Here is a 23,605-nt window from a genome sequence, read left to right on the forward strand (position 1 = left end):
ACAATTCATGAACGCCTATCACTTCACCTTTTGCGGTACGATCTGCCACGCCTTGCCCTCGGGCGCGCTCTATTTGCCAGAGCACAGCGTGCTGTGTGTCTCTGACCTTCACCTTGGCAAATCAGATCGGATCGCCCGGCGCAGTGGCATCATGCTCCCCCCTTACGAGGTGCAGGAAACGCTGCAAAAACTGGAAAGTGATATCGGCGCAACAGCACCGGATTGCGTCATTTGCCTTGGCGACAGCTTTGATGATCTCGACGCCGCGGCAAGCCTTGCGGAAGACATGCGGCTTTGGTTGACGCGCTTGCAGGCGGGTAAGCGATGGGTCTGGATCGAGGGCAACCATGATCCGGGGCCTGTTGATCTGGGCGGCACCCACCTGAACGAAGTGCAGGTTGCCAAGCTCACCCTTCGGCATATCGCAACTGGTGCGCGGGATGAAATATCGGGGCATTATCATCCCAAACATCGGGTGACCGGGCGCAGCCGCCCGGCATTCCTGTATGATCAAGAACGGCTGATCATGCCTGCCTACGGGGCCTACACCGGCGGTCTTTCCAGCCAATCGGCAGACCTGAGGCGGCTTTTCTCAGAGCCGCTCATCGCGATCATGACCGGGCATAAGGCAATTCCTGTGCCCGTGCGCTAATCAGGCCGTCAGGCCTTCAGGTTCAGGTAATCCGTTGGCACGGCAACATGCAGTCAGCGTATTGGCCAGAAGACAGGCAATTGTCATAGGACCCACGCCACCGGGAACGGGGGTGATCGCGCCTGCCACTTCGGCACAGCTGTCAAAATCGACATCACCGACCAGACGGGTGCCGCCTTCGGGCTTGTCTATGCGGTTGATGCCCACATCAATGACTGTAGCCCCCGGTTTGATCCAGTCACCCGGCACCATCTGCGGGCGGCCAACAGCGGCCACAACAATATCAGCCTGACGGACAACGGCGGCCAAATCCTTGGTACGGCTATGCGCGATGGTCACGGTGCAACTATCGCCCAGCAACAACTGTGCCATCGGCTTGCCCACAATATTCGACCGACCAATCACAACGGCATTCATGCCAGACAAAGATCCATGATGATCACGCAGCATCATCAAGCTACCCAGAGGTGTGCAGGGGACCATGCTTTTCTGGCCCGTACCCAACAGACCCACGTTTGAGATATGAAAGCCGTCCACATCTTTGGCTGGATCAATACTATTGATCACCAAATCGCTATCGAGATGATCCGGCAACGGCAACTGCACCAGAATGCCATGCACCTTAGGGTCGTTGTTCAACTGATCGATGAGCGCCAGCAAATCAGCCTCAGAGGTATCAACCTCCAGCTTATGCTCGATCGAGGTCATGCCAACTTCAACAGTCATCTTGCCTTTGGACCGGACATAAACCTGACTGGCAGGATCTTCGCCAACCAACACAACAGCCAGGCCCGGCGTGATCCCCTGCTCTTCTTTCAGCTTGGTTACGCCCTCGGCCACAAGCCCGCGCACTTTCGCAGCAAAGGCTTTTCCATCAATCACTGTCGCTGTCATATCTATCTTCTTTTGTTCAAAAATATCTCCGCGCGGCGCGCAGACGGGAGGGTGGGCGGGGCGACGACGCAGTCAAGCGTCGCCCCGCCCGATATACTTAAAACAGGCCTTCGATCTCGCCCGCGTCGTTGAGCATGATCTGCTCGGCGGACGGCACACGTGGCAGGCCCGGCATGGTCATAATCTCACCGCAGATCGCAACAATAAACCCGGCACCTGCACTGAGGCGCACTTCGCGCACCGGAACAGAGTGACCAGTCGGCGCACCGCGACGGTTGGGATCAGTGGTAAAGCTGTATTGCGTCTTGGCCATACAGACCGGCAGGTTGCCATAGCCCTGATCTTCCCACTGCTTCAGCTGATCACGAATTTTACTATCGGCAATGACCTCATCAGCGCGGTAGATGCGCTTGGCAATTGTGTCGATCTTGTCAAAAAGGCTCATGTCATCAGGATAGATCGGCGCAAAGTTCGCCTCATCTTTATCGGCAATCTCGGAGACACGCGTAGCAAGCTCTTTGGTGCCCTCTGACCCCAGCGCCCAGTGCTTGCACAAGATCGCTTCTGCACCTTGGGTGGTCACATAGGCTTTAACCGCCTCAACCTCTGCATGGGTGTCAGTGACAAAGTGGTTGATCGCGACAACCACAGGCACGCCGAAACTTTTGACGTTTTCGATGTGACGGCCAAGGTTTGGACACCCTGCGTTAACCGCATCCACGTTCTCGTTGCCAAGATCGGCCTTGGCCACGCCACCGTTCATCTTCATCGCACGCACGGTCGCAACAACGACGACACAGGATGGCGCAAGGCCTGCCTTGCGGCATTTGATGTTCAGGAACTTTTCGGCCCCCAAATCAGCACCAAAGCCTGCTTCTGTCACAACATAATCCGCCAGTTTCAGCGCCGTTGTGGTGGCGGTGACAGAGTTACAACCGTGGGCGATATTCGCAAACGGACCACCGTGAACGAAGGCCGGGTTGTTCTCAAGCGTCTGCACGAGGTTTGGTTGCATCGCATCTTTCAGCAACACTGTCATCGCGCCATCAGCCTTGATGTCACGGCAATAGACAGGGCTGCGGTCGCGGCGGTAGGCCACGATGATGTCGCCCAGACGCTTTTGCAGATCCTCTAGATTGCGGGCAAGGCAAAGAATTGCCATGACCTCGGACGCAACGGTGATGTCAAAGCCAGCCTCACGCGGGAAGCCATTGGCAACACCGCCCAAAGACGCCGTGATTTGGCGCAGCGCGCGGTCGTTCATATCCAGCACACGGCGCCAAGCGACGCGGCGGATGTCGATCTCAAGCGCGTTGCCCCAATAGATGTGGTTGTCGATCATCGCCGACAGCAGGTTGTGGGCGGAAGTGATTGCATGAAAGTCACCTGTGAAGTGCAGGTTCATATCTTCCATCGGCACAACTTGCGCGTAACCGCCACCAGCAGCACCACCCTTCATGCCAAAACACGGACCAAGCGAGGCTTCGCGAATACAGATCGCGGCCTTCTTGCCGATTGCATTCAGACCGTCACCCAGACCAACGGTTGTCGTGGTCTTGCCTTCGCCCGCAGGTGTCGGGTTGATCGCTGTAACAAGGATCAACTTGCCGTCTTCACGGTCCTGCACGCTGTCGATCAAGCGCTGGCTGACCTTGGCCTTGTCGTGGCCGTAGGGCAGCAGGTCATCGCTATCGATGCCCAGTTTTGCGCCAATTTCCTGAATAGGACGCTTGCTCGCGCCGCGCGCAATCTCAATATCAGACTTATATTCCATGAAAAACTTCCCTGATCCTTGGCATTTGCCAAATTATTCCACCATCCGTTCTAGCGGGTGGATACTGTCGCATGCACCGTGATTGCGACATTTCCACCGTCGAAATCGTCGGGAGCGCCAGCTTTGGTTTCGGATTGGAAACCTAAACCTGCCAGCCACGCTGATCAGGCACATGCAGGCGCACGGCATCGCCGACCCGGATCAGCCCTTCGCGCTCGACCCAAGCGGTGACCCCACGCCTGCCCTTGGCGGCCAGCTTGAATTTATCTCCGGCCCCCGGAAAATCGCCGTTGATCGGCTTGGCCGGCAGGTGGCAAGGGCGGTTTTCCATATCAACCACGATGCTTGACCCATCAGGAAACTGCAACCGCGACGAGGGCGGCACATGTGTGAAATCGGGAATTCCTGCGATCACCAAAGACGCACCGACATGCGCAGGGTCAAACTGATCCAACCCACAACCAGCTGCAATCTCGGCCAGTTCTTCTGCTGAAAGAACCGAGAGCTGGCGCACATTGCGGATTTCCGTGCCTTCGGGGTACTGGCTGCGCACCCGCACACAAGACGGGCGCGTCAATCCGCCATGCGCCTCGCCCGGAATGCCCGCAAAGGTTAGCTGTGCGGCATCCACTGACACAGATTTAAGCGATGCGTCACGATCCGGTACATGCCCAATCCAGACAATTTCTCCAGTGATGTCTGTAGGCTTCAACGCGGGCATGATCCATTCTCCTTTTGATCGCTCGCCCTGCTTAGGCCAGCACGGCCCCGGTATCAATTCCGGATGCCACGCATCAGACCTGCCCAACAAAAAACGCCGCCCCGAGGGGCGGCGTTCTGTGAAACTTTAGGTCGATGGTTCGGGTTCCATTCCACCATCATCCGATGCGCGCGGCTTCTTTGGCTTGGTCTTCGGAATGGCCGTCACCGAAGGTGTACCGCCCGACGGTGGCGTGTCATCGGCGTCGTCATTCACATGCGGCGGCTCGCCTGCCATCACGCGCTTGATCTCATCCCCAGTGAGGGTTTCATATTCCAGCAGACCTTGGGCAAGACGCTCAAACTCTTCGTTCTTTTCTGTGATGATCTTATAAGCGCGATCATAGCCCTTCTGGATAAAGCTGCGCACCTCTTCCTCGATCAGTTCCTTCGTGCTGGCCGAAACAGACAGACCAGCCGTGTTGCCCTGATAGCCTTCATGCGCCTCAGCATAGTCGATGTTGCCCACCTTGTCGGACATACCCCAGCGCAGCACCATGGCACGGGCCAATTGGCTGGCCTGTTGAATGTCACCTGCAGGGCCGTTGCTGACCTGATCCTCACCGTATTTGATGATCTCAGCCGCCTTACCCGCCATGGTCATGGCCAAACGCTGGTGGCATTCGTCCTTGAACATGTTCAGACGGTCCATCTCTGGCAGGCTCATCACCATACCCAGCGCACCACCACGCGGAATGATCGTGGCCTTATAGACCGGGTCACATTTTGGCAGGCTGATACCTACAATCGCATGGCCCGCTTCGTGATAGGCGGTCATCTCTTTCTGTTCAGCGGTCATGACCATCGACCGGCGCTCGGCGCCCATCATGACCTTATCCTTGGCGCTTTCAAAATCGATCATCGTCACAAAACGGCGTCCGACACGGGCAGCCATCAAAGCAGCCTCATTCACAAGGTTCGCCAGATCAGCCCCCGAAAAGCCCGGAGAACCGCGTGCAATTATCCGCAAATCCACATCAGGACCAAGCGGTATCTTGCGCGAATGAACGCCCAGGATCTTTTCGCGACCTTTGATATCGGGGTTGGGTACGGTGACCTGACGGTCAAAACGGCCCGGACGCAACAACGCCGGGTCAAGCACGTCGCGGCGGTTCGTGGCTGCGACGATGATGACACCTTCATTGGCTTCAAAGCCGTCCATCTCGACCAACAATTGGTTCAATGTCTGCTCGCGCTCGTCATTGCCGCCACCGTAACCGGCACCACGCGAACGCCCAACCGCGTCAATCTCATCGATAAACACGATACAAGGCGCGTTCTTCTTGGCCTGTTCGAACATGTCACGGACACGAGATGCACCCACGCCAACGAACATTTCAACAAAATCAGAACCCGAAATCGTGAAGAATGGCACACCCGCCTCACCGGCGATTGCACGTGCAAGCAACGTTTTACCCGTACCTGGAGGGCCCACCAACAGCGCGCCTTTCGGAATTTTACCGCCAAGACGCGAGAATTTCTGCGGGTTGCGCAGGAATTCCACGATCTCTTCCAGCTCTTCTTTGGCCTCATCAATGCCAGCCACATCATCAAATGTGACACGACCATGCTTTTCGGTCAGCAGCTTGGCGCGCGACTTGCCAAAGCCCATCGCACCGCCTTTGCCGCCGCCCTGCATGCGGTTCATGAAATAGACCCAAACGCCGATCAACAGCAGGAAGGGCAGCAGGCTGACTAGGAACGACTGGAACGCCGATGTTTCCTGACTGCGCGCCTCTACCGGCACGCCCGCCTCGATCAAAAGATCAGTCAATTCAGCATCTTGCGGCTTAATTGTCGTATAGCTGCGGCTGCCTTCGGCATAGAACACCTGCTCGCCGTCGATGACCACGTCGGTCACGCGGCTGCCTTCCACCGCCTCGACAAACTCAGAGTAGCTGCGCGCCTCTCCGCCTGTCGCGCCGGGGGGGCTGCTGAAGAGGTTGAAAAGGGCCAGAACCATTAGGAACAGGACGACCCAAAAGACCATATTACGCGCATTGCCCAAGGGGGAAACTCCTTCAAAGGGGGAAAGTGGAACGACAGAGTCGCGGCACAGCGTTTCCTCTAAAATAGAGGTTAAACCTTAATCTTCAATGGCAAACGCCGAGGAATGAAAATCCGTCACCATCCGTGCCGCCCAACCATTGGATAATCCGGCCATTGGGGCCGCAATCAACGCACCATCCAACCAAACCGAAGGCGACGCCAAGAGTGATTTGCGGGGCATACCGCTGTTACGCCACTGCGGGCAGTCCTTAATCGCATCGCCCAAGGCGCGAAATATCTGGCCGTCCTGCAACGGCCCTTCCAGAAACCAGCGGCCATCCCAGATGACCCCGGTTACATCCAATTCGGCGCATCCGGACCGGCTGAGCGGCTGCGTTGCGGCAGCTTCGCGGGTCATACGCACCATTCCGTCTGCGCCACGCGACAGAATGCAACCGCCCAATGTCGATGTTACACCCTGTGCCGCGCGCCCAACGGCATCACACAGCTGTTCAAATCGCGGCCGATAGCCGCGGTTTCCAACCCATCCAAAGGCGGCCGCCATGACGCGCCGAGCGGTATCGCCGCCCCCAAGATCAAGGGCGGCTTCATCAAAGATTAAATCACCGGCATCCTGCCGCACGTGCGCTTTTGCAAACAACTGTGCTGCGTGCTGCAGTGACGCCTGCCCCGCCTGCATATGCGCCACGGTCTGCAATAGCCGCTTGCGTGTCAGCCCAAGTGTTTGCAACTGCGGATACATCTGCCGGGCGCGAACCCGATCAAAACGCGGATCATCGTTGCTGGGATCATCGCACCATGCGATCTGTTCCGCCTTCAGCCAGTCCCGCAGATCATCGCGCGACAGCCCAAGCAATGGGCGTTGGATGGCAATCCCATCCCGGCGCGTACTTTGCGCCATTGCCGCCAGCCCATCGATGCCTGACCCTCGTGCCAAACGCATCAACAGGGTTTCGACCTGATCGTCCTCAGTGTGGCCCAACCAGATTTTCGAAACGCCGCTCGCCGTGGCCCAGTCACGGATCGCAGCCCAACGCCCGGCGCGGGCAGCCGCCTGTAGATTGCCAGTGCCGTCCCAATGCCATTTGGCCGCGATATGTTGGATGCCCAATGCGGCTGCTTGGGCCGAGACGTGCGCAACCTCATCTGCCGCAGCTTCGCGGAACCCATGATCAATGGTGATAACTCTGATGCGTTCGGGGCCTAACTGACGCGCAGCCAAATGCAGCATCGCCATGGAATCCCCGCCGCCTGAAACGGCCAGCCCGATGGAGGTCTGTGATGTGTCCTGTAAAAGACGCCCAGCGGCGTCCTGAAAGCGCGGCCAAACGGTGGCGGCTTTGTCAGTTACTGGCATCCCAGCGCTTGCATTTCCAACCGAGCGTCCGCAACAGCAGGATCACCGGGGAAACGCACGTCAACTTCAGCCAATGTCAGGCAGGCATCCTGCGTCTGGCCAATGCGGCCCAAGGCCGATCCCAGCTTGAAAAGTGCATCTGGTGCCTTTTGCCCCGTTGGATCACCAGAGAACGCCTCAAGGTACGCGCGGGCGGCATCGGTCATTTCGCCCAAACCCTCCAAGGCCTCTCCGCGCAGGTAGTTGGCGTCAGAGGTTAACGGGCTACCTGGGTAGGTCGCGCTAAAGGCCGTAAGCTGGTCAGCGGCGCTGCGAAAGTCACCTGCAGCGAGCGCCTCCTGCGCCCGCTCGATATCGCCTTGCTCGCCAATGGCAAGGGCCGGACCACCGGTTGCATCGGTCGGTGGGGCGTCAGGCACAGCATCAATTTCGATACCACCAAGGGGCGTATCATCCAGTTGGCCAATATCGCAGCCCGGCTCAAGTTCACACAGACGGAAGTTCAGATCACCGATGCGATTGTCCGCATCTGTGGTGATGCGGTTCACCCGAAACTCAAGCTGTTCGGCGTTGGATGTCAGGCGTTGCAGCTCTGCCTCCATCGCGTCCAGCCGTTCCAAAGGGGTATTGCCTGCTGCACCACTATTCAGACCACCCGTGGTCGACAGCTCGCGGCGCAAGCGTTGAACGTCGACAAAAAGGGCGGTCAGCTGTTGTCGGATATCTGCAAGGGTCTCTTCCTGCGCGACAGCAGGTAACGGCGAAAGCAACAGTGCGCAGACAACAGCAAGACGGTGCAACATGGATTTTTCCTTTGGTCTGATCAGCTGGTGATCGCCGAGAACGACAACACCGTAACGGCACGGCGGTTCTGCGCGTAGCAGGATTCATTCGAGCATACCTGAATAGGACGCTCTTTGCCGTAGCTGGTCACCTGCAAGCGCGCGGCTGGCACGCCACGGGACACAAGGTATTCGCGCACAGCATTGGCACGGCGCTGACCAAGGGCAAGGTTATATTCCCGCGTACCTTGTTCATCGGCGTGGCCCTCGACCACCGCGCGATAATCAGCATTGGTCAACAGCCACTGCGCTTGACCATCCAGAATGGTGCGGCCTTCAGGCGTGATCGTCGATGTATCGACGGCAAAAAGGACGCGGTCACCGATGGTCTGGTTAAAGAAAAGTGGGCTGCTTGGGTCACTGGCTGATCCCGCCCCGCCGCCATTCAGGCCAGCGCCATCTGCGCTGCCCGCACCACCGGCCCCACCACCAAAGCGATCAGGGTTTGTACAGGCCGCCGTTGCCAGCACCAGAAGCATCACCGCCGTTTTGCTAAAAAATGTCATTGGATTTCATCCTGTCTATTTTGACTGCTCTATTTTTCTTTGCACCCTAGCACGACTTTGCACGCAAGGGAATCACGGTTCATTACGGTTGCAATGGACCCCATGACGGGTCAGAGGCACCGCCTTGCAAAGGCACCGCCTTGAGATTGCGACCCGAGATATCAACGGAATAAAGCGACGACGTACCACCGGCCCCTTGGGTTTCGCGGGAGAACATGATCACGCGGCCATTGGGCGACCATGACGGCCCCTCATCCAGGAATGACGATGTGAGCAGACGTTCCTCTGATCCATCCACCCGCATCACACCAATGTGGAAGCGGCCTGCATTTTGCTTGGTAAAGGCCACCAGATCACCGCGCGGCGACCAAACGGGCGAACCATAACGCCCCTCGCCAAAGGAAATCCGGCGCGCCTCGCCGCCATTAGCAGACATCACATAAAGCTGCTGCGTACCAGAGCGGTCGCTTTCAAATACGATCTGGCTGCCATCTGGCGACAGGCTCGGCGCTGTTTCAATCGATGGTGTCTGCGTCAGGCGCAGATGCTGGCCGGTGCCAAGGTCGGTGCGATAGATATCGGTGTTGCCACCATTGGACAGGCTGTAAATCACCTGCCGGCCATCACGCGAAAAGCGGGGGCTGAAAGCCATCTCGCCAGCCGCAGTCTGCAATTGCTGACGGCCTACGTTGGACACATTCAGCACATTGATGCGGGGGAACCCGCTTTCAAAGCTGGTATAAAGCACCCGGTCGCCATTGGGCGAAAAGCGCGGAGCGAGCACGATATTGCTGCTATCGGTCAGGAATTGCACGTTCGCCCCGTCAAAATCCATGATCGCAAGGCGCTTTTGGCGGTTATCCTTTGGTCCGCTTTCCGAAACATAGACAACACGGCTGTCAAAGTAGCCGCCCTCGCCCGTGATCCGGCCATAAACGGCATCAGCCACTTTGTGGCCCATACGGCGCCAGCCTGCGACGGTACCTGCAAACTGAAGGCCCTGACCCAGTTCTTGGCCCGAGAACACATCATAAAGGCGGAACTTCACCACCAGTTGATCACCATTCACCGTGACGGCACCAACAATCAAGGCCTGCGCATTGATCGCGCGCCAATCGGGAAAGGCGACAGGTTGGGCGAAAGAGCTGACTTGCGAGATGAAGGCCGCGGCGGGCACCTCGCGGAACAATCCTGTTCCAGCCAGATCCTGCACGACAAGGCGCGAGATGTCCGAAGCCGCTTGCTGGGCAGCAGGCGTTTCAGCCTCGAAACTGGGAACGGCAAAGGTGATCGGCTCAATCACGCCATCGGTGATGGTCAGGCGCAACGGTCCGCTCTGCGCCAAAACCGGCCCTGCCAGCAGCAGCGCCATCAATAGTGTCAGAATTCGTTTCATCATCTTACCTACTCCGCCTTGTGGGGGTGCGCCCCCAACTTGCTCTTTCTGTCTTCGTTCTAGCAGGGGGAAAAATCCAAGTCTCCTCACCTGCGCGTGTCTTTGCCTACCTCAGGCGCATGCCGCTAGGATCAAATGTAATCACAACGTCCTTCCATTGATCGTATTTGTCAGCAGGCAGTTCATACCCCCCCGACTGACAGCGCAAGATCGCGCGCCGCGCCGCCTCGAACGCTGTATTTGTCGCAGATTGGTCACCGTCAGACGATATCAAACGCACGTCGTTGCCTTGAACCTTGCCTTCACGATCCAGACTAAACCCGACTTCCACGGTGACGCGGGCGGCAACAGAACCGGGATCGACATTCCAGCAACGGTTCACCGACACCCTGAAACTATCACGCTCGGAACCTGTCATAGGCGGGCCTGCGGCAGCGGCCGGCGCCTCCGTTGCACCAAGCGCCGCCTCAAGTGCGGCTGCAACATCGTCCTCACTCTGCGCAGGTTCGGGCGGCGCTGGCTGCTCTGTCGCAGTCTCTGTAACCTCTACCTCCGGTTCTGGTTGCGGCGTAGGGCGACTAGGCCGCGGGGAAGGGCGGACTGACGTACTGGGTGCCAAATCCTCAATCACAATCGCTGTGGTCGTCTCCTCTGGCGCAGTTGCGTCCTGCTCCTCTGCGACCACCTCTGGCTCGGCGCTGTCGTCCGGCACAACTTCTTCGCGCACGATGTCATCGACATTTGCGTCTGGCGGGGGGGGCGCGGTAATCTGCGACGTCACCGTCGGCGCTTGCGGCGGTGTCGCTTCCTCACTCACTTCAACGTCAGGCGTTGGCGGCGGATCAGCGGGTGCCGCTGGTTCTGGCGGCGGCTGATCATCCGCTTCAGTCACCAAAGGCTCTGGCGGGGGTGGCGGGGGCGTTTCCTCAACCGGTTGCTCGACCGGTTCGGGGGGTGGTGCTGTTTCGGTAGGTTCTTCGTCGGCTGGCGGCGGGGGTGGCGTCTCGTCAATCTCGGGCGGCACTGGGGCCTCGGGATCGGCTGCACCTGGATCAGGGGTGGTCCGCGCGCGCAATTGCTCAAACTCTTCACCAGAGATCACAGACACATCCATTGTCTCAATCTGCAACGGCTCAGCATCAAAGCCCCAGCCGAGGATCAGCCAGACAATCAGCCCCGAATGGCCAACAGCAGAGATGAAGGTGCCCGGCGTCGCCATGATCTACCCGTCAGCAGCGTCCGGCGCGGGGCCAGCAATATCAGTAACCAAACCGATGTCAGAAAAACCACCGGCATTCAGCAACCCCATGATCTGGGCCACACGGTTCCAATCGTTGCGGCCATCGGCGCGCAGGAAAATCTTGTCGCTGGTGCGCTCGGCGGCGATCGCTTGCAAGCGGGCCACAAGCGTGTCTTCGGGGGTGTCCGTTTCCTGGATCATCACACGGCCATCATCTGTAATGGTGACGGTCAGCGGCTCTTCCTCATCGCCCGGCAATGCGGTGGCAGAGGTTTCTGGCAATTGGACGGGAACACCAACCACAGACAAAGGAGCGGCCACCATGAAGATGATCAGCAGCACCAGCATAACGTCAACAAAAGGCGTGACGTTGATCTCTGACATCGGCTGTCCGCGGCGGGACCGGCGACGGCGGCGTCTGCCCCCGTCATCGCCTGATTTCATCACTCCGGCACCCATGATCAGCTATCCAACTGGCGGCTGAGGATGGTGGCAAACTCATCGGCAAAAGCCTCATACCCCCCAACGATCCGATCGCTGTCGGCCGAAAATTTGTTGTAATAGATAACAGCCGGAATAGCGGCCAGCAGGCCCAAACCGGTCGCCAGCAAAGCCTCGGCGATGCCAGGAGCGACCACGGCAAGGTTGGTGGTTTGCGCCTCTGCGATTTCGATAAAGGCATTCATGATGCCCCAGACGGTGCCGAATAGACCAACAAAGGGTGCCGTTGAACCGACGGTCGCCAAAACGGGCAGGCCCTTTTGCAGACGCGAGGCCTCTTTGGCGATGGCCACATCCATGGATCGATCAATCCGGGCCGTAGCCCCGGCGATCAACCCTCCGTCCTGCCTGTGCGACCTGCGCCATTCGGTCATGCCGGACGCAAATATCTTTTCGGATTGCCCATCGGGGTCGGCGCCAATCTGATCAAAAAGCGCGTCCAGCGGCTCTCCCGACCAGAAGGACCGATCAAAGATGTCCGCCTCAGCGCGGGCTTTGCGATATTGGATGGTCTTGTCGATGATCACGGCCCAGCACCAAATTGAGGCTGCAATCAGCATGATCATGACGATTTTTACGGTAATTGTGGCGCGCGCGAATAGCGCCCACATGGTGAATTCCTGTGCTGCTTCCATATGCCTGCTCTGCCTGTTGGCCCGGTTTTGGGCTCTGATTAAGTCAGACGTTACCGCACCTGCGCGCAGAAATCCAACCAATCCGGCATCACATCTGCGAAAACGTCAGGTTTTTATGGGGCTAGACGGCGGATTGCCGCTGGCAAGCGCGCCGGTGTGCCCGTTGCGGTCATGCAAATGATGGTGACAAGGGTCGAAAACAGCAGCACATCATCCCGCTTCACATCCTGCCTGACAACCATGCGGGCACCAGAACCGGGCTGCATCACCGTCTCGACCACCAATTCATCATCATAGTGGGCCGGGGCCAGATAGTCGGCCTCGACCCGGCGGACAGCAAAGACCAGCCCGTCGGCCTTCATCTGCTTTTGATCAACGCCAAGGTCGCGGACCCATTCACTGCGCGCCCGTTCGATGAATTTCAGGTAATTGGCATAATAAACAATGCCCGCCAGATCAGTGTCTTCGTAGTAGACGCGCAAGGGAAAGCTGTGGGTCATAAGTGTGCTGTGACCCGCGCCGCCAATCGCAAGGCGTGGCTGGCATCCTGTGTGGCCGCAGGCATCACCGGATCATAGGCGGCACGTACAACATCGGCGATCTCGGGGCGCAACACGGTGTTGCCGTCGATCATGGCCAGAGGGGGTGTTTCATCAAAGGCCGTGTCGGACCACAACAGGATCGTCTGCACAGCCTGGCTTAGTGCCAGCGTATCGGCGGCAACCTGCGCCATATGCGCGTCCAATCGCAAAAACACAAAGGCCGCCCGAATTGCGCCCGCCTCATCAAAACGGAAAATCCGATACTGATTGGCATCTGCCTTTTGCAATTTGGCAACCAAAGGGCCCAGATCAGGAACCAGTTGATCCAGATGCGGGACCTGAGGCAATTCCGCCCAGTCCCGGCAGAAAAAGATCATCAGGTTGGCGCCCAGCTCCGGGTCAGTTTCGGCTATCTTGTGATTGGCCAGTGTAACGACCGCCTCGATCGCGCCTTTGAACACGCCTAGCGTGGCATCATCGACACCAAACACAACAGGCACCATCGGGCGGCCCCAACGGGCAAAGACATAAGCACCATCCGCACGGGTAAAGAGCTTTGCGATATCGCGATTTTCTATGTCCATTCCAACTTCCACCGGTGGCATCCGTCCCGTCACCCAAATAAATCCGTTTGCGACTTGGGCGCATCCAGCCCCAAATGCGCCCAGGCCGCCCGCGCGAGCATGCGCCCTCGCGGCGTGCGCTGGATCAGCCCCTTTTGCAGCAGATAGGGCTCTATCACGTCTTCCAGACTGTCGCGGCTTTCCGACAAGGCGGCCGAGAGCGTTTCAACGCCCACCGGCCCCCCGCCATAGCTTTCCGCGATCAAACGCAGATAGCGCCGGTCGGCATTATCCAGACCCAGATGGTCCACACCCAAACGGGTCAGCGCACGATCTGCGATCGCTTGCGTGACAGTGCCATCCCCCTCAACAATCGCAAAGTCCACGACGCGGCGCAGCAGGCGCCCGGCGATGCGCGGCGTGCCACGGGCACGGCGCGCAATTTCGCGTGCACCTGTGTCAGAGGCTGGCGCGCCTAACAGACGCGCACCACGTGTGACAATCTCATGCAACTCGTCTTCAGAATAGAACTCCAGCCGTGTCGGAATGCCAAAGCGGTCGCGCAGCGGCGTCGTCAGCAACCCCATGCGTGTGGTGGCCCCGACAAGCGTGAAGGGCTGCAACTCGATGCGCACGGTGCGCGCGGCGGGACCTTCGCCGATCACCAGATCAAGCTCAAAATCCTCCAAAGCAGGATAAAGCACCTCTTCCACTGCGGGGTTCAGCCGGTGAATTTCGTCGATGAACAGCACATCTCGGGCTTCGAGATTGGTCAGGATTGCAGCCAGATCACCCGCCTTGGCCAAGACAGGGCCCGAAGTCATCCGAAAATTGACACCCAATTCGCGCGCCATGATCTGCGCCAACGTGGTTTTACCCAAACCGGGCGGGCCGTGAAACAATGTATGATCCATCGCTTCACCGCGCCTGCGGGCACTTTCGATAAAGACCGAGAGGTTCGCCCGCGCAGCCTGTTGCCCGATGAATGCATCCAGCGTCTGCGGGCGCAGCGCGCGGTCGGCATCTTCGGGTTGCGGCTCGGGGCGCAGGGTTGGGTCAGGTTGATCCATGGCTTACCCCTACCCCTTTGGTGCAAGCAGCTTCAAGGCGGCACGGATCAGCGCCGATGTGTCGGCGTCAGGGGCCGCGCCCGCAGCTTCGGCCACAGCACTTGCTGCCTCACCGGGTGCATAGCCCAGATTGCCAAGGGCAGAGAGCGCCTCGGCTTGTGCCGGATTGGCTTTGCGCACGGATGCCTGGCGGGGCGGCCTGGGGGCGTCAGGCTCTATCACATCTTCACCCTGCGCCTCGGCCAATGTGCCACCCATCGCCATAACAGCCGGTGCTTTGTCCTTAAGTTCAATCGTGACGCGTTGGGCAGTCTTAGGGCCGACGCCCTTGGCCTTTGCCACAGCATTCCAGTCCCCCAAGGCAATGGCACGACTAACACCATCAGCGCCGATGGTGCCAAGGATCGCCATCGACGCCTTGGCGCCGATCCCCTGCACGGACATCAACAGACGGTGCCATTCCTTTTCCACCAGCGTGGTGAACCCAAAAAGTTGCAGATTATCTTCACGCACCAGCAGATCGGTAAACAGCGCCACAGCCTCGCCATTGCCGGGCAATCCGGCCATAACCCTGTCCGACACATAGACAATATATCCCACGCCACGCACATCGATCAGCACGTGATCCGTGGCGCGGTATTCAAGCCTGCCTGCAATCTTGCCAATCATACGCCCACCCTCGCCAAGGCCTGAGTCAGGCTGCCTGCGGACTGCAGATGAAAGGCGTGGCAAATCGCAATGGCCAAAGCATCAGTGGCATCAGGCCCAGAGAGTTGCACACCGGGCAGCTGAACCTTGACCATATGGGCAACTTGCGCCTTGTCGGCATGGCCGACACCCACAACCGTCTTTTTGATAGCGTTGGGGGCGTATTCGCCTACGACCAATCCGGCCTGCGCAGGCACCAGCATCGCTATACCCCGTGCCTGACCCAGCTTCAGCGTGCCGGCCCCGTCTTTGTTGACAAAAGTCTGTTCAACGGCTGCCGCATCAGGGGCATGCTGTTTCAACACATCAGAAAGTTGAATGTGAAGCGACAAAAGGCGGCTGCCGAGGTCATCCCCAACCGAGCAACACACACCATTCGCAACATGCGCAATGCGCGGTCCTGCGACCTCAATCACACCCCAACCCATGTTGCGCAGGCCCGGATCAATCCCCAAAACGCGCATTGCTCGCCTCTTTTCTTATTCTCTGCAATGGCACTAGCACAAAAGGCGAACAAAGACCAAGAGTGTTCAGAACAGGTGCAATTTGGAGGGCTTGCCCCACGTGGGCCAAATTCGCCTCTTTCCTGCTCAAAAACGACACCGGTAACCCATTGTAAAATATAACCTTATGGCATTTTCTGCTCAAAAATGAGGCATGCTGAAAACGCATACGACCCATGCCAAAATGGCACTGGTACACGGTGATCTTCCGCACTACGTGCAGATTATCGAACAAACGGCTGCGATGCAGCCCCAACCTAAGGAACATGGCAATGGCCGCTTTTGACACATCCCGCCCCTCCCTCGGCCTCTCCGCAGGTCGCATCTCTGGCTTCTTCATCAACATGTTTGGCACCGTTGCCGCATGGAACGATGCACGCATCACACGCAACTCTCTGTCCAAGCTCAGCGCACGCGAGCTGGACGATATCGGTCTGTCATTTGGTGACATCGATTCAGTTGCAACACGGAACGTTCGCTAAATCAAACGACCCCCACCAACAAAGAAAGGCCGCGCTAATTCAAGCGCGGCCTTTTCTTTTGCAATGCCAAAAACTTACTGCGGCAGGATTGTCTGAATACCCTGGGCCACAAAAGTTGTCGCAACATCGGGTTGCATGATCCATGCGCCAGCCTGTTCCATCACGGTGCCACCTTGCAGGGCTGCCACACGATCAGCATAAGCTGCTTCGCCGAGGTAGGCGAAAAGAAAACCTTTGAAGAGGAAGCCCAAGAAGAGCACGACAATCAGCCCCTTGAGCGGGAACCGCGGGCGATACATCCGTGGGCGCGCAACGATCAGGCCGTCAGCATTGACAGTCTTCACGGCACCATTGGCCATTTTTTCATGACGGCGCACGATGCGCTTTAGTCGTTTGTCGAATGGAACGTTGGCCTGCACCTTGGATCCTCCAATAAAAAAAATCACACTTCACTAACAATGGCTACAAGATCACTAATGTTTCGTAACCAAACAAGGTATTTTTGTTTTACGCCAAAAGATCAGCCTGAAATAGGTGTCTTTTTGCCTAGGGTTAGCGTTGTCCAGTCAACAATAACCCGCTTTTTAATAAGATTGAACCCATTTCGTTCATAAATACCGATCACATCATCGGCCTGCTCATTCAAAATTCCTGAGAGAATCGCATAACCCCCGGCCTTCAAATGACGCCCCATATCGGGCGCCAGAGCCACCAGCGGCGCCTTAAGGATGTTTGCAAACACAAGGTCATAAGGTCCGCCATTGCTCAGCTCTGGCGCGTCAAAGCCGGGGGCGACCACACAGCTAACCCGGCTGTCCAGACCATTGCTGATGACGTTGGCCGCAGCGACCTCAACCGCGACCGGATCGATGTCACTGGCCAAAACAAAATCTGGCAGAACTTTGGCGGCAGCCATCGCCAACACAGCCGTGCCACATCCGATGTCAAGGATCTTGCCGCCCGCAAATCCATCCGCCAGCACGGCATCAAACGCCTCTAGGCATCCTTTGGTCGTGCCGTGATGCCCAGTCCCAAACGCCATCGCCGCATCAATCAGGAGCGGCACGCAATCTGCCGGAACCTTATCGGCGTCATGGCTGCCATAGACAAAGAACCGCCCGGCGCTCACTGGTGACAACTCGCGCTGCACCTTGGACACCCAATCTTGTTCGGGGATATCTGAGATAGTGAAGGGTTTGGCTTGAAACAGCGCCGACAATACCGCCAATGCGCCAGCATCCGGTCTATCTGTGAAATAGGCCCCCACTTCCCAAAGGCCAGAGCCGTCTTCGATTTCAAAGACACCAACACCCGTTGGCTCCGGCGTCAGGTCTTCCAGGGCCTCAGCAAGCTGATAAGCCGCATCCTCGCCTGTCATTGTTGTCAGCGCGCTATAGGTGATCATAACAAGGCCCTTTCGCCGGTTTGGCTTCGGTTAGGCTTTGGCACGCAGACCGTCAAGCAGATCGGTCCGCGCCCTGATCAGCGCGACCACCTCTTTGGCCCATTCGGCATAAACCTCGGGGCCGGGATGAAACCCGTCCTCGGCCATGTTGTGCGGACCAAGCCCAAGATCGATACGCACGTTCGCACTGTTCGGCAGTGTATCGACCAGCGCCCGCAACCGGCGGTCAAAGCGCGCCGCCTGCCGCCCCAGCACCCAACGTACCGGATGGGGCAACAGCGGGAACTGTTCGACCGGAGGCAGGCCCGAGACAATGACAAAGGGATCGTCAAACCGCGTACGCAGCCCTGCAATTAATGCAGATTGCCCGCGCAGGAATTTATGCAATGACACCAACTTGGTCACGTCATTGACGCCCAACGCGGTGACCACCACGTCAAAACCGCCCTCTGGCATCTCATCAAGCCAGCCCACTACGTCCCAGGTGCGGGCACCCGATTTGGCAACCAGCTCAAACGACACGGTGCAATGCGGCGCAAGACGCTGGGCGATCTGGCCGATCAAAGCGTCGTCCAAGGTTTCTGTTCCGATCCCAAGTGCCGAGGAATCCCCGATCACCAACAACCGCAATGGCGGTCCTGCCCCGATGGTTCCTTTGCGGTCACCTTCGGGGTCGGGAAGCGTGATGACATTTCTGCGCAGGTAAGCCGCCTGTGCCAGCAGGACAGGCATCAGCAATGCCCTGATCAACAGCTCCAATGCATGTTTGCGTGTCAGACGCCCACACCAATCGGGCAAGTGACCCCGGTGCCACCGATCCCACAATAGCCCGCCGGGTTTTTGGACAGATATTGCTGATGGTAGTCTTCGGCAAAATAGAACGTCGGCGCATCAATGATTTCGGTCGTAATCACTGCGTACCCGGCCTCAGACAGGCGTGGGGCAAAGGCTGATTTGGAGGCCTCTGCCGCGGCCATTTGCGCGGCAGAATAGGTATAGATACCCGAGCGATACTGCGTGCCCGCATCATTGCCTTGCCGCATGCCTTGGGTCGGGTCATGCCCTTCCCAGAATACCTGCAACAGTTGGTCATAGGAGATTACTGCCGGGTCATAGATCACACGAACAACCTCGTTATGGCCGGTTTTACCAGAGCAGACCTCTTCATAGGTGGCATTCGGGGTATGGCCACCGGCATAGCCGACCATCGTCGACTGCACGCCGTCCAGCTTCCAGAACATGCGCTCGACACCCCAGAAACAGCCCATACCAAACATGGCTTCTTCCATGCCCGCAGGCACCTCACCCGTCAGAGCGTTACCAAACACGTGGTGAGTGTCAGCGGTCGGGATAGCTTGGGCGCGACCCGGCAATGCAGCATCTTGCGCTACCATTTCAGATTTTGAGCGGTTCATGAAAAACATCTGTGTGCCTCCTATCAGAGTTACCCAAGATATAGCATTGACCGACGCATTTACTACTCTGCCGCAGCCAAAAGGCGGTGCTGGAACACGGTCTCGTGTCCAGGGGCGGGATGGCGTGGGATCAGAAGCGACAGCAAGAGCGATACAATAGCCATGCAGGCTGCCATCAAGAACACCAGCCCCGGCGACTGCAGCCAGACATAGCCAAGCAGCGCTGGCAGAAAGACAGCAGCGATATGGTTGATGGTGAAGGCAACAGCGGCTGTTGGTGCAATATCCTGCGGATCAGCGATTTTCTGAAAGTAGGTCTTGATCGCCAGAGCAAGGCTAAAGAACAGGTGGTTTACGATATAGAGTATCGTCGCCAGCAAGACGCCCCAACCAAAGTAATACAGACCGCCATAGGCAAAAAACACCAAACACAGGCCAACATATTCAAAGATCAGCGCTTTGCGCTCTCCAAAGAACTGCACCAGACCACCCAACAGCGGGGCGACAAACATGTTGATCAACAAGGTGATCATGAAAAGCTTAGTGATATCATCCACGTCAAAGCCAAACAGCTCGACCATCATGAAACCCGCGAAGACAACAAAGATCTGACGGCGCGCGCCAGACATGAATTGCAAGGCGTAGTACAGCCAATAGCGCTTGCGCAGGATCATCTTCTTGACCTGCGGATGCGGTGTCTCGAACTGCGGATAGGCAAGAAGGCAAACAGCCGCGACCACCGCCGTGAAGCCGCCCGAAAGCCAATAAACAATGTTGAAGGTCAGGTTAAAGCGGTCCCAGCTTGCCACGATCAGCAGGTAAACAACCAGCGTCGCGGCAGAGCCTGCCGACAAAATCCAGCCCAGCGTCTGCGGTGCTTTCTTTTTGTCGATCCACTGCAATTGCAGTGATTGGTTGACGGTTTCGTAGTAGTGAAAGCCAATCGACGACAGCATGGTGACCACCAGAATGCCACCCATCTGCGGAAACTGTGCGGTCACCGCCGTAGCAGCCCCCAACATGATCAACGCCACCAACCCCAAGATTTGTTCGCGGATAAACATGATCAGGGCGATCACCCCAATAGCAAAGAAACCAGGGATTTCGCGCACCGTGTGCAACCAGCCAATGTCGGACCCGTCAAAGTCCGCCACTTCGATCACAAAGTTATTGAGTAGCGCCGACCACGTCGCAAAGGCAATCGGCATTGCCATCGCCATCACAAACAACAGTGACGTCGGACGACGCCACAGCGGCAGCGTATGTGCGTCTTCAAGGCGGACAATCTTCATGGGTCCGGCTTACTGCGAATTCGGCCCAATAGCGAGGGGAGGCGTCACATTAGCCGCCTAGAATCCCATCAAGATTTGAGATGATACTGATCAACAAAAGTGCGCCACAGATGATCACGGCCAGCCAGAAGACATACTGCATGATGATGGCACCGGTGCCAAAGCCGATGGCAAACAGGCCCAATGTGCGTTGTTCCTGACGAAATAGACTGACCGCACCAAGAATGGCGGCAAGCCCGCCAAGGACAGACCCGACAACCGTCATGATCTGTGTGATGCTAAAGGCACTCTGCGGTTCAGGCGCTGGCGCTTCTTCGCCGCTGATGGCGCGTTTGGCAGAATCGCGGATTTCTGCGGCGATCTCTCCAATCGAGGTGGCCGCGCTTTGCGTTGGCGGGTCCATGATGGCCGAGACCTGTATCGCCACAAGGGTCAGTGCAATCAGCCCGAAGATAAACCCGATCAGTCCAAAAGTCGGGCGAGGGGTCTGTGCTGTGGTGCTCATGTCAATGTCATCCCGCTGCAGTGCTGCAAATCTACGGTCACAATACCGACGGCAGGTGACATGGCTACCCCAGGTGGCGCGATTGCGCCGCAGTGGTGCACCTAGGCCATGTCCTGCACGGTTTGGTCAATCATGCCAAAGGTACTTTGGCCTGCCTCATCCTCCATCCAGATCTGCACTCTGTCGCCCGGCTGCATAAAGGGCGTTTGCGGCGCACCCTGCTGGATCGTCTCGATCATCCGCTGCTCTGCAATGCAAGCATACCCTGCCCCGCCTGCGGCCACGGTTTTGCCCGGCCCACCATCCAGTTTATTGGACACCGTGCCAGACCCCACAATCGTGCCCGCCGCAAGATTGCGGGTCTTGGCGGCATGGGCGATCAATGTGCCAAAATCAAAGGTCATGTCCTGCCCGCTTTGCAAACGGCCAAACGGAGCACCGTTCAGGTCAACACGCAAAATGCCGTGCAGTTTTCCGTCCTTCCAACCTGGCAAAGCATCCGGTGTGACCGCAACAGGCGAGAATGCGCAGGCTGGTTTGGATTGCACAAAGCCAAATCCCTTGCCCAGTTCAGCCGGGATCAGATTGCGCAGCGACACATCATTGCACAGCATCACAAACTGGATCGCCGCCAATGCTTCGTCCCGGTCGGCACCCATGCGCACAGGCCCTGTAATCACTGCGATCTCGCCCTCGAAATCAATGCCCCACGCAGGGTCACCGACAATCGGATCGGTGGGTGCCAGAAAACCGTCCGACCCACCCTGATACATCAACGGATCGGTCCAGAAACTTTGTGGCATCTGCGCGCCACGGGCCTGCCGGACCAGTTCGACATGGTTGACGTAGGCCGAGCCATCAAGGAACTGATAAGCGCGCGGGAGCGGTGACACGCAATGCGCCAAATCAAGCGCGCTTGCATCACCACCCACCTCAAAATTCATCACATCAATCGCTCTTTGCAAAGAGCGGCAGCTTGCATCAATGCGGCAGGACTTCAGGTCATCGCTGACAATAGCCAATGCACCGTCAGCACCCACCTCACCAGCGATTTGGACACTCGCAACTTTCAAAGTACCACTCCTGTTATTATCAGCCGTAGAATATTCTGAGGAGCGCCAGGGGTAAAACCCCTCGCATCGCGCGACGTCCAAAGCACGGCGTAATCATTTTTTGCCGGGCGTACCATCAAACTTCTTTTCCAGTGACGTCCAGCAATCAATGTAGTCATCCTGCAAAGGCGCTTGCTTGCCTGCGAAGGCCGTCAGATGCTGCGGAAACCGGGTCTCGAACATGAACGACATCGTGTTGTCCAGCTTCTCTGCCTTCAGGTCGGCATTGCTTGCCCCCTCAAAGGCATTCTTATCAGGCCCATGCGGCAGCATCATATTGTGCAGCGACATCCCACCCGGCACAAATCCCTTCGGCTTGGCATCGTATTGGCCGTAAATATTGCCCATCAGTTCCGACATGATGTTCTTGTGGTACCATGGCGGGCGAAATGTATCCTCTGCCACCATCCAGCGTTCCCGAAACAGGACAAAATCGATATTAGCGGTGCCCGGCTGACCAGAGGGGGCGGTCAACACGGTGAAAATTGACGGGTCGGGATGATCGAACAGGATCGCACCCACCGGGCAATAGGTACTCAGATCGTATTTCATCGGGGCATAGTTGCCGTGCCAGGCGACCACATCGAGCGGGCTGTGCCCGATATTGGTGCGGTGAAACTGCCCGCACCATTTGACCGTGACGGTCGAGGGGGTCTCGCGGTCTTCATAGGCGGCCACAGGCGCTTTGAAATCACGCGGGTTCGCCATGCAGTTCGCCCCAATCGGCCCCCTGCCCGGCAGTTCGAATTTCTGGCCATAGTTCTCGCAAACAAATCCACGCGCCGGGCCATCCAGCACTTCCACGCGATAAACCAGCCCACGTGGAATGATCGCAATCTCTTGCGGGGCAAGGTCGATGATCCCCAACTCTGTGGCAAAACGCAGCCGTCCTTCCTGCGGGACAACCAGCAATTCGCTATCGGCAGAGAAGAAGTAGTCGTCCACCATACTCTCGGTCACTAGATAGATATGACTGGCCATACCAACCTGGGTATTCACATCCCCCGCGGTCGTCATTGTGCGCATACCTGTCAGCCAAGTGGTCAGCTCATCGCTTTGCGGCAACGGATCCCAGCGGTATTGGCCAAGGCTGGTGACGTCCTCAACAACATGGGGCGCGGATTTCCAATAAGGCAGATCAATGCGCTGATAACGATGTGAGTGTTTCACGGATGGCCGGATGCGATAACACCATGTGCGCTCTGGGCGCTCATGGGTAAATGCGGTGCCGGATAACTGCTCGCCATAAAGACCATAGTTGCACTTTTGTGGGCTGTTCATGCCTTGCGGCAATGCGTCTGGCAGTGCTTCTGTTTCAAAGTCATTGCCAAATCCGGGCATGTACCCCGCGTTTGGGCCAGGCAAGGACGGCGCTTGCACCATGCGGTCTGGGACAGTGTGAGTATTCATCGCTTTATCCTCCGTTGCGGATCGCATATTAG

General features: G+C 57.6%; 27 protein-coding genes. 3 read left to right on the forward strand and 24 right to left on the reverse strand.

The features are described 5' to 3' along the window. The first annotated feature begins 7 nt into the window (after window positions 1-7). The gene (pdeM, locus tag DHN10_RS16430) at window positions 8-652 is read left to right on the forward strand and encodes a ligase-associated DNA damage response endonuclease PdeM (protein ID WP_108816535.1); all 645 of its coding nucleotides are present in this window, start codon (window positions 8-10) and stop codon (window positions 650-652) included. Here pdeM and folD read toward each other — a convergent pair whose 3' ends face one another. From folD to ruvC, 16 genes are all read right to left on the reverse strand, one after another. Next, a complete protein-coding gene (gene folD / locus DHN10_RS16435; RefSeq protein WP_108816440.1) occupies window positions 653-1,546 on the reverse strand; it encodes a bifunctional methylenetetrahydrofolate dehydrogenase/methenyltetrahydrofolate cyclohydrolase FolD in 894 nt (297 codons plus the stop codon). A 97-nt stretch (window positions 1,547-1,643) separates the two neighbouring features. Further along, entirely contained in the window at window positions 1,644-3,320 is a 1,677-nt protein-coding gene (locus tag DHN10_RS16440; RefSeq protein WP_108816441.1) for a formate--tetrahydrofolate ligase, read from the reverse strand. Window positions 3,321-3,462: 142 nt separating this feature from the next. Beyond that, the gene (locus tag DHN10_RS16445) at window positions 3,463-4,041 is read right to left on the reverse strand and encodes an MOSC domain-containing protein (protein WP_108816442.1); all 579 of its coding nucleotides are present in this window, start codon (window positions 4,039-4,041) and stop codon (window positions 3,463-3,465) included. 126 nt (window positions 4,042-4,167) lie between these two features. Then, window positions 4,168-6,087 carry an ATP-dependent zinc metalloprotease FtsH gene (gene ftsH, locus DHN10_RS16450; protein ID WP_108816443.1) on the reverse strand — a complete coding sequence of 640 codons (1,920 nt, stop codon included), beginning with the start codon at window positions 6,085-6,087 and terminating at the stop codon, window positions 4,168-4,170. Window positions 6,088-6,165: 78 nt separating this feature from the next. Continuing rightward, entirely contained in the window at window positions 6,166-7,446 is a 1,281-nt protein-coding gene (gene tilS, locus DHN10_RS16455; RefSeq protein WP_108816444.1) for a tRNA lysidine(34) synthetase TilS, read from the reverse strand. After that, a complete protein-coding gene (gene ybgF, locus DHN10_RS16460) occupies window positions 7,437-8,249 on the reverse strand; it encodes a tol-pal system protein YbgF (protein ID WP_108816445.1) in 813 nt (270 codons plus the stop codon). The genes tilS and ybgF overlap by 10 nt, the downstream gene beginning before the upstream one ends. Before the next feature lie 20 nt (window positions 8,250-8,269). Further along, window positions 8,270-8,794: a peptidoglycan-associated lipoprotein Pal gene (gene pal / locus DHN10_RS16465; protein ID WP_108816446.1), complete on the reverse strand. Its 525-nt coding sequence runs from the start codon at window positions 8,792-8,794 to the stop codon at window positions 8,270-8,272. Between the two features lie 82 nt (window positions 8,795-8,876). Then, window positions 8,877-10,193 carry a Tol-Pal system beta propeller repeat protein TolB gene (gene tolB, locus DHN10_RS16470; RefSeq protein WP_108816447.1) on the reverse strand — a complete coding sequence of 439 codons (1,317 nt, stop codon included), beginning with the start codon at window positions 10,191-10,193 and terminating at the stop codon, window positions 8,877-8,879. A 103-nt stretch (window positions 10,194-10,296) separates the two neighbouring features. Continuing rightward, window positions 10,297-11,409, reverse strand: coding sequence for an energy transducer TonB (locus tag DHN10_RS16475; protein ID WP_108816448.1), 1,113 nt, complete (start codon window positions 11,407-11,409; stop codon window positions 10,297-10,299). Window positions 11,410-11,412: 3 nt separating this feature from the next. Next, window positions 11,413-11,889 (reverse strand): ExbD/TolR family protein, encoded by a 477-nt coding sequence (locus DHN10_RS16480; protein WP_108816449.1) that lies wholly within the window; start codon window positions 11,887-11,889, stop codon window positions 11,413-11,415. 2 nt (window positions 11,890-11,891) lie between these two features. Further along, window positions 11,892-12,566, reverse strand: coding sequence for a protein TolQ (gene tolQ / locus DHN10_RS16485; protein ID WP_199910702.1), 675 nt, complete (start codon window positions 12,564-12,566; stop codon window positions 11,892-11,894). A 113-nt stretch (window positions 12,567-12,679) separates the two neighbouring features. Beyond that, window positions 12,680-13,066, reverse strand: coding sequence for a tol-pal system-associated acyl-CoA thioesterase (gene ybgC, locus DHN10_RS16490; protein ID WP_108816450.1), 387 nt, complete (start codon window positions 13,064-13,066; stop codon window positions 12,680-12,682). After that, entirely contained in the window at window positions 13,063-13,692 is a 630-nt protein-coding gene (locus DHN10_RS16495; RefSeq protein WP_108816537.1) for a hypothetical protein, read from the reverse strand. The genes ybgC and DHN10_RS16495 overlap by 4 nt, the downstream gene beginning before the upstream one ends. Before the next feature lie 29 nt (window positions 13,693-13,721). Beyond that, window positions 13,722-14,741, reverse strand: coding sequence for a Holliday junction branch migration DNA helicase RuvB (ruvB, locus tag DHN10_RS16500; RefSeq protein WP_108816451.1), 1,020 nt, complete (start codon window positions 14,739-14,741; stop codon window positions 13,722-13,724). A gap of 9 nt (window positions 14,742-14,750) precedes the next feature. Beyond that, complete coding sequence (gene ruvA, locus DHN10_RS16505; RefSeq protein WP_108816452.1) at window positions 14,751-15,410, reverse strand: Holliday junction branch migration protein RuvA; 660 nt, start codon at window positions 15,408-15,410, stop codon at window positions 14,751-14,753. Continuing rightward, window positions 15,407-15,913 carry a crossover junction endodeoxyribonuclease RuvC gene (gene ruvC, locus DHN10_RS16510; protein WP_108816453.1) on the reverse strand — a complete coding sequence of 169 codons (507 nt, stop codon included), beginning with the start codon at window positions 15,911-15,913 and terminating at the stop codon, window positions 15,407-15,409. The genes ruvA and ruvC overlap by 4 nt, the downstream gene beginning before the upstream one ends. A gap of 193 nt (window positions 15,914-16,106) precedes the next feature. Between ruvC and DHN10_RS20110 the strand changes: the two genes are divergently transcribed. Together DHN10_RS20110 and DHN10_RS16515 are read left to right on the forward strand one after the other, a co-directional pair. Continuing rightward, window positions 16,107-16,238, forward strand: coding sequence for a hypothetical protein (locus tag DHN10_RS20110; protein ID WP_267895723.1), 132 nt, complete (start codon window positions 16,107-16,109; stop codon window positions 16,236-16,238). Then, a complete protein-coding gene (locus tag DHN10_RS16515; protein WP_199910703.1) occupies window positions 16,225-16,434 on the forward strand; it encodes a DUF1127 domain-containing protein in 210 nt (69 codons plus the stop codon). The genes DHN10_RS20110 and DHN10_RS16515 overlap by 14 nt, the downstream gene beginning before the upstream one ends. Window positions 16,435-16,508: 74 nt before the next feature. Here the strand turns inward: DHN10_RS16515 and DHN10_RS16520 are convergent, their stop codons facing one another. From DHN10_RS16520 to hmgA, 8 genes are all read right to left on the reverse strand, one after another. Then, on the reverse strand, window positions 16,509-16,853 hold the full coding sequence (locus tag DHN10_RS16520) for a hypothetical protein (protein ID WP_234417164.1): 345 nt from the start codon (window positions 16,851-16,853) through the stop codon (window positions 16,509-16,511). Window positions 16,854-16,954: 101 nt separating this feature from the next. Further along, entirely contained in the window at window positions 16,955-17,839 is an 885-nt protein-coding gene (locus tag DHN10_RS16525) for a 50S ribosomal protein L11 methyltransferase (protein WP_108816455.1), read from the reverse strand. 30 nt (window positions 17,840-17,869) lie between these two features. Next, window positions 17,870-18,571 (reverse strand): SGNH/GDSL hydrolase family protein, encoded by a 702-nt coding sequence (locus DHN10_RS16530; protein ID WP_159087027.1) that lies wholly within the window; start codon window positions 18,569-18,571, stop codon window positions 17,870-17,872. 41 nt (window positions 18,572-18,612) lie between these two features. Continuing rightward, window positions 18,613-19,263, reverse strand: coding sequence for a peptide-methionine (S)-S-oxide reductase MsrA (msrA, locus tag DHN10_RS16535; protein WP_108816457.1), 651 nt, complete (start codon window positions 19,261-19,263; stop codon window positions 18,613-18,615). Window positions 19,264-19,316: 53 nt separating this feature from the next. Next, the gene (locus DHN10_RS16540) at window positions 19,317-20,546 is read right to left on the reverse strand and encodes an MFS transporter (protein WP_108816458.1); all 1,230 of its coding nucleotides are present in this window, start codon (window positions 20,544-20,546) and stop codon (window positions 19,317-19,319) included. 49 nt (window positions 20,547-20,595) lie between these two features. Further along, a complete protein-coding gene (locus DHN10_RS16545; protein ID WP_108816459.1) occupies window positions 20,596-21,051 on the reverse strand; it encodes a hypothetical protein in 456 nt (151 codons plus the stop codon). A 101-nt stretch (window positions 21,052-21,152) separates the two neighbouring features. Continuing rightward, entirely contained in the window at window positions 21,153-22,124 is a 972-nt protein-coding gene (locus tag DHN10_RS16550; protein ID WP_199910704.1) for a fumarylacetoacetate hydrolase family protein, read from the reverse strand. A 93-nt stretch (window positions 22,125-22,217) separates the two neighbouring features. After that, window positions 22,218-23,573, reverse strand: a complete 1,356-nt coding sequence (hmgA, locus tag DHN10_RS16555) for a homogentisate 1,2-dioxygenase (RefSeq protein ID WP_108816540.1) — start codon at window positions 23,571-23,573, stop codon at window positions 22,218-22,220. Between the last annotated feature and the right edge of the window lie 32 nt (window positions 23,574-23,605).

The sequence above is a fragment of the Loktanella sp. Alg231-35 genome (assembly GCF_900143545.1).
In the GTDB taxonomy this organism is placed as follows: domain Bacteria; phylum Pseudomonadota; class Alphaproteobacteria; order Rhodobacterales; family Rhodobacteraceae; genus Yoonia.

What these genes read in the sequence shown, in the direction of transcription:
- pdeM (WP_108816535.1), top strand. Translation starts at nt 8, where the DNA reads ATGAACGCCTATCACTTCACCTTTTGCGGTACGATCTGCCACGCCTTG.
- folD (WP_108816440.1), bottom strand. Translation starts at nt 1,546, where the DNA reads ATGACAGCGACAGTGATTGATGGAAAAGCCTTTGCTGCGAAAGTGCGC.
- DHN10_RS16440 (WP_108816441.1), bottom strand. Translation starts at nt 3,320, where the DNA reads ATGGAATATAAGTCTGATATTGAGATTGCGCGCGGCGCGAGCAAGCGT.
- DHN10_RS16445 (WP_108816442.1), bottom strand. Translation starts at nt 4,041, where the DNA reads ATGCCCGCGTTGAAGCCTACAGACATCACTGGAGAAATTGTCTGGATT.
- tilS (WP_108816444.1), bottom strand. Translation starts at nt 7,446, where the DNA reads ATGCCAGTAACTGACAAAGCCGCCACCGTTTGGCCGCGCTTTCAGGAC.
- ybgF (WP_108816445.1), bottom strand. Translation starts at nt 8,249, where the DNA reads ATGTTGCACCGTCTTGCTGTTGTCTGCGCACTGTTGCTTTCGCCGTTA.
- pal (WP_108816446.1), bottom strand. Translation starts at nt 8,794, where the DNA reads ATGACATTTTTTAGCAAAACGGCGGTGATGCTTCTGGTGCTGGCAACG.
- tolB (WP_108816447.1), bottom strand. Translation starts at nt 10,193, where the DNA reads ATGATGAAACGAATTCTGACACTATTGATGGCGCTGCTGCTGGCAGGG.
- DHN10_RS16475 (WP_108816448.1), bottom strand. Translation starts at nt 11,409, where the DNA reads ATGGCGACGCCGGGCACCTTCATCTCTGCTGTTGGCCATTCGGGGCTG.
- DHN10_RS16480 (WP_108816449.1), bottom strand. Translation starts at nt 11,889, where the DNA reads ATGGGTGCCGGAGTGATGAAATCAGGCGATGACGGGGGCAGACGCCGC.
- tolQ (WP_199910702.1), bottom strand. Translation starts at nt 12,566, where the DNA reads ATGGAAGCAGCACAGGAATTCACCATGTGGGCGCTATTCGCGCGCGCC.
- ybgC (WP_108816450.1), bottom strand. Translation starts at nt 13,066, where the DNA reads ATGACCCACAGCTTTCCCTTGCGCGTCTACTACGAAGACACTGATCTG.
- DHN10_RS16495 (WP_108816537.1), bottom strand. Translation starts at nt 13,692, where the DNA reads ATGGACATAGAAAATCGCGATATCGCAAAGCTCTTTACCCGTGCGGAT.
- ruvB (WP_108816451.1), bottom strand. Translation starts at nt 14,741, where the DNA reads ATGGATCAACCTGACCCAACCCTGCGCCCCGAGCCGCAACCCGAAGAT.
- ruvA (WP_108816452.1), bottom strand. Translation starts at nt 15,410, where the DNA reads ATGATTGGCAAGATTGCAGGCAGGCTTGAATACCGCGCCACGGATCAC.
- ruvC (WP_108816453.1), bottom strand. Translation starts at nt 15,913, where the DNA reads ATGCGCGTTTTGGGGATTGATCCGGGCCTGCGCAACATGGGTTGGGGT.
- DHN10_RS20110 (WP_267895723.1), top strand. Translation starts at nt 16,107, where the DNA reads ATGCTGAAAACGCATACGACCCATGCCAAAATGGCACTGGTACACGGT.
- DHN10_RS16515 (WP_199910703.1), top strand. Translation starts at nt 16,225, where the DNA reads ATGGCCGCTTTTGACACATCCCGCCCCTCCCTCGGCCTCTCCGCAGGT.
- DHN10_RS16525 (WP_108816455.1), bottom strand. Translation starts at nt 17,839, where the DNA reads ATGATCACCTATAGCGCGCTGACAACAATGACAGGCGAGGATGCGGCT.
- DHN10_RS16530 (WP_159087027.1), bottom strand. Translation starts at nt 18,571, where the DNA reads ATGCCTGTCCTGCTGGCACAGGCGGCTTACCTGCGCAGAAATGTCATC.
- msrA (WP_108816457.1), bottom strand. Translation starts at nt 19,263, where the DNA reads ATGTTTTTCATGAACCGCTCAAAATCTGAAATGGTAGCGCAAGATGCT.
- DHN10_RS16540 (WP_108816458.1), bottom strand. Translation starts at nt 20,546, where the DNA reads ATGAAGATTGTCCGCCTTGAAGACGCACATACGCTGCCGCTGTGGCGT.
- DHN10_RS16545 (WP_108816459.1), bottom strand. Translation starts at nt 21,051, where the DNA reads ATGAGCACCACAGCACAGACCCCTCGCCCGACTTTTGGACTGATCGGG.
- hmgA (WP_108816540.1), bottom strand. Translation starts at nt 23,573, where the DNA reads ATGAATACTCACACTGTCCCAGACCGCATGGTGCAAGCGCCGTCCTTG.